The sequence below is a fragment of the Schwartzia sp. (in: firmicutes) genome, from assembly GCF_978017985.1.
Genome location: NZ_CDXDFU010000050.1, coordinates 1 through 2,233, shown reverse-complemented (window position 1 = coordinate 2,233; position 2,233 = coordinate 1). Strand labels below are relative to the sequence as shown.

General features: G+C 47.0%; 3 protein-coding genes and 1 pseudogene. All 4 read right to left on the bottom strand.

Annotated elements, in window-relative coordinates; all coding sequences use genetic code 11:
• The coding region (locus ACY69O_RS02475; protein WP_462331886.1) for a fumarate hydratase at nt 1-416 on the bottom strand (416 nt) is incomplete at its 3' end.
• 167 nt (nt 417-583) lie between these two features.
• Complete coding sequence (gene rdgB, locus ACY69O_RS02470) at nt 584-1,177, bottom strand: RdgB/HAM1 family non-canonical purine NTP pyrophosphatase (protein WP_462331885.1); 594 nt, start codon at nt 1,175-1,177, stop codon at nt 584-586.
• Nucleotides 1,174-1,920 carry a ribonuclease PH gene (gene rph, locus ACY69O_RS02465; protein ID WP_462331884.1) on the bottom strand — a complete coding sequence of 249 codons (747 nt, stop codon included), beginning with the start codon at nt 1,918-1,920 and terminating at the stop codon, nt 1,174-1,176. The genes rdgB and rph overlap by 4 nt, the downstream gene beginning before the upstream one ends.
• 160 nt (nt 1,921-2,080) lie before the next feature.
• A pseudogene (locus ACY69O_RS02460) lies at nt 2,081-2,233 on the bottom strand (F420-0:Gamma-glutamyl ligase); the annotation flags it as partial.

Sequence of the window (2,233 nt, the reverse complement as noted above, 5' to 3'; positions counted from 1 at the left end):
ATCTTGTCGCCTTCAACAAGGCTCGTGTAGATGACAGCCGGTGTGTTATTCTGCGTATTAACACGGTTGAAGAGCGGTTCAGCAACAACGGATTTACGAAGGTAACCCTCGACATAGCCTTTTGCTACGCCTGCATTGATTGCATCCTCAAGAAGACCGCCTTCGATATGGACGTCCTGGCCGACTTCCACGAATACAATTGTAAGGCCTGTATCCTGGCAGTACGGACGATCCTCCGCTTTTGCAATTTCTGCGTTCTTGATGATCTGATCGAGAACGTCACGACCTACCGGGGATTCTTCTGTCTCACGGCCTTTTTTGAGAGCTTCGTAGACATCCTCAGGCAGATAGTAGGCCGCTTCTTTGCAAAGCTGGGAAACAACCTCAGTGATTTCTTCTGTCTTGATAGTACGCACAACAAAAACCTCCTTTTGTGTTATGAATCATGACATCACAAATAAATACCATATATAAATATATTTGCCATTGATGTCAAAATTCCTGCTTATTTATAAAAAAATTTCTATACATTTTTTCTATAGAAATCTTTTCACTAAAGGACTGTCCCGGAAGCATTTTGTATTTATCCGAGGCAGTTTTTCAATATCTCAGCCATGCCACGCAGAGCTTCTCCGCGATGGCTGATTTTGTCCTTTTCATCGAGCGTAAGCTCTGCCATTGTTTTATTGTCTTCCACATAGAAATACGGGTCATAGCCAAAGCCGCCTTCACCACGTGCCACGGGCTTTATAACGCCGCGGCAGACTCCGTCTGCCGTGTACTCGGTACCATCCGTATCAACGAATGCAAGCACACATCTGTACCCTGCAGGCGACTCTTTTTTCCCCACACGCTCAAGCTCGCTTAAAAGCTTTGCGTTGTTGGACGCGTCGTCCGCATGATACCCGGAAAATCTGGCCGAATGTACTCCCGGCGCACCACCGAGCTCATCAACCTCAAGCCCCGAATCGTCCGCCAGACATGCCTCTCCCGTTTTTTCCATATAGAACCGTGCCTTAATAAGCGCATTTTCCTCAAAGGTCTCAGCGTCCTCAACGGCATCCGGCATGTCACCGAATGCAGAAAGCGGAACAAGCTCTACATCGAGCCCTTCAAATGCGTTCATCATTTCACGGATTTTACCTTTATTCTTTGTAGCGACAACAATTTTCTTCATTTTACGCTTCCAATCCGCCAGTCGAGCTCCTGCCCGAGGCAGTCTTTGATGTATGAAATAAGGAGATTGTTTCCTTTTTCACCAAGCGCCAGCAGAGTGTCCATCTCTTCGCGCCGGAAGGGGCGTCCCTCTCCGGTTCCCTGTACTTCTACAAACTCTCCGCTGCCGGTCATTACCACGTTCATATCGACCATGGCGCTGCTGTCTTCCTCATAGCAGAGGTCAAGAATCGGTTCGTTGTCCTCCGATACCCCGACGCTGACCGCCGAAAGGAAGTCCTTGACCGGAAATGTCTGATCCTTTGGAATTATGCTGTCAAGCGCCAGCACCAGCGCTACAAAGCTGCCTGTCACAGATGCGGTGCGTGTTCCGCCATCTGCCTGTATAACATCGCAGTCCAATATGACCGTGCGCTCACCCAGCGCCTTCAGGTCAAGTACTGAACGCAAAGAACGTCCTATAAGTCTCTGTATCTCCTGTGTACGTCCCGTCTGTTTTCCTTTTGCAGACTCACGCGCTGTACGCGTTTCAGTTGCACTCGGTAAAAGCGAATACTCCGCACGAAGCCAGCCGATTCCTGTTCCTCTCTGAAACAACGGTACACGGTCCTCTACAGTTGCCGCGCAGATAACCTTTGTGTTTCCCATCTCTATCAGAACTGAGCCGGCCGGATATTTTTGGAAATATTTTGTAATCTTGAACGGTCGAAGCTCATCAGCCGCTCTGCCATCACATCTATGCACTGCAAGTGCCTCCCCTTCTTATTTTTTATCATAACGAAAAATTCTGTTAAATGCAAGCAGAAATAAATATAAGTAATAGTTGTTGTTTTGAATCTAACAAAGGGTTTACAAAAATATAAGAGCGATGCAGATGCACCGCCCTTTATTGTATCATTTTGTATCAATTTTCCTGATACTGTCGGAAATTTTTCAGGATAACAATAGGTGTTTTTTCTGAACCGTTTCCGAACGGATTGTCTATAAGTGCCTTTGAAACCTTCTCTTTATCAAGCCCATCCGTTGCGGCGACAACAAAAGCACGCTTAAGGTCGTT

What these genes read in the sequence shown, in the direction of transcription:
- rdgB (WP_462331885.1), bottom strand. Translation starts at nt 1,177, where the DNA reads ATGAAGAAAATTGTTGTCGCTACAAAGAATAAAGGTAAAATCCGTGAA.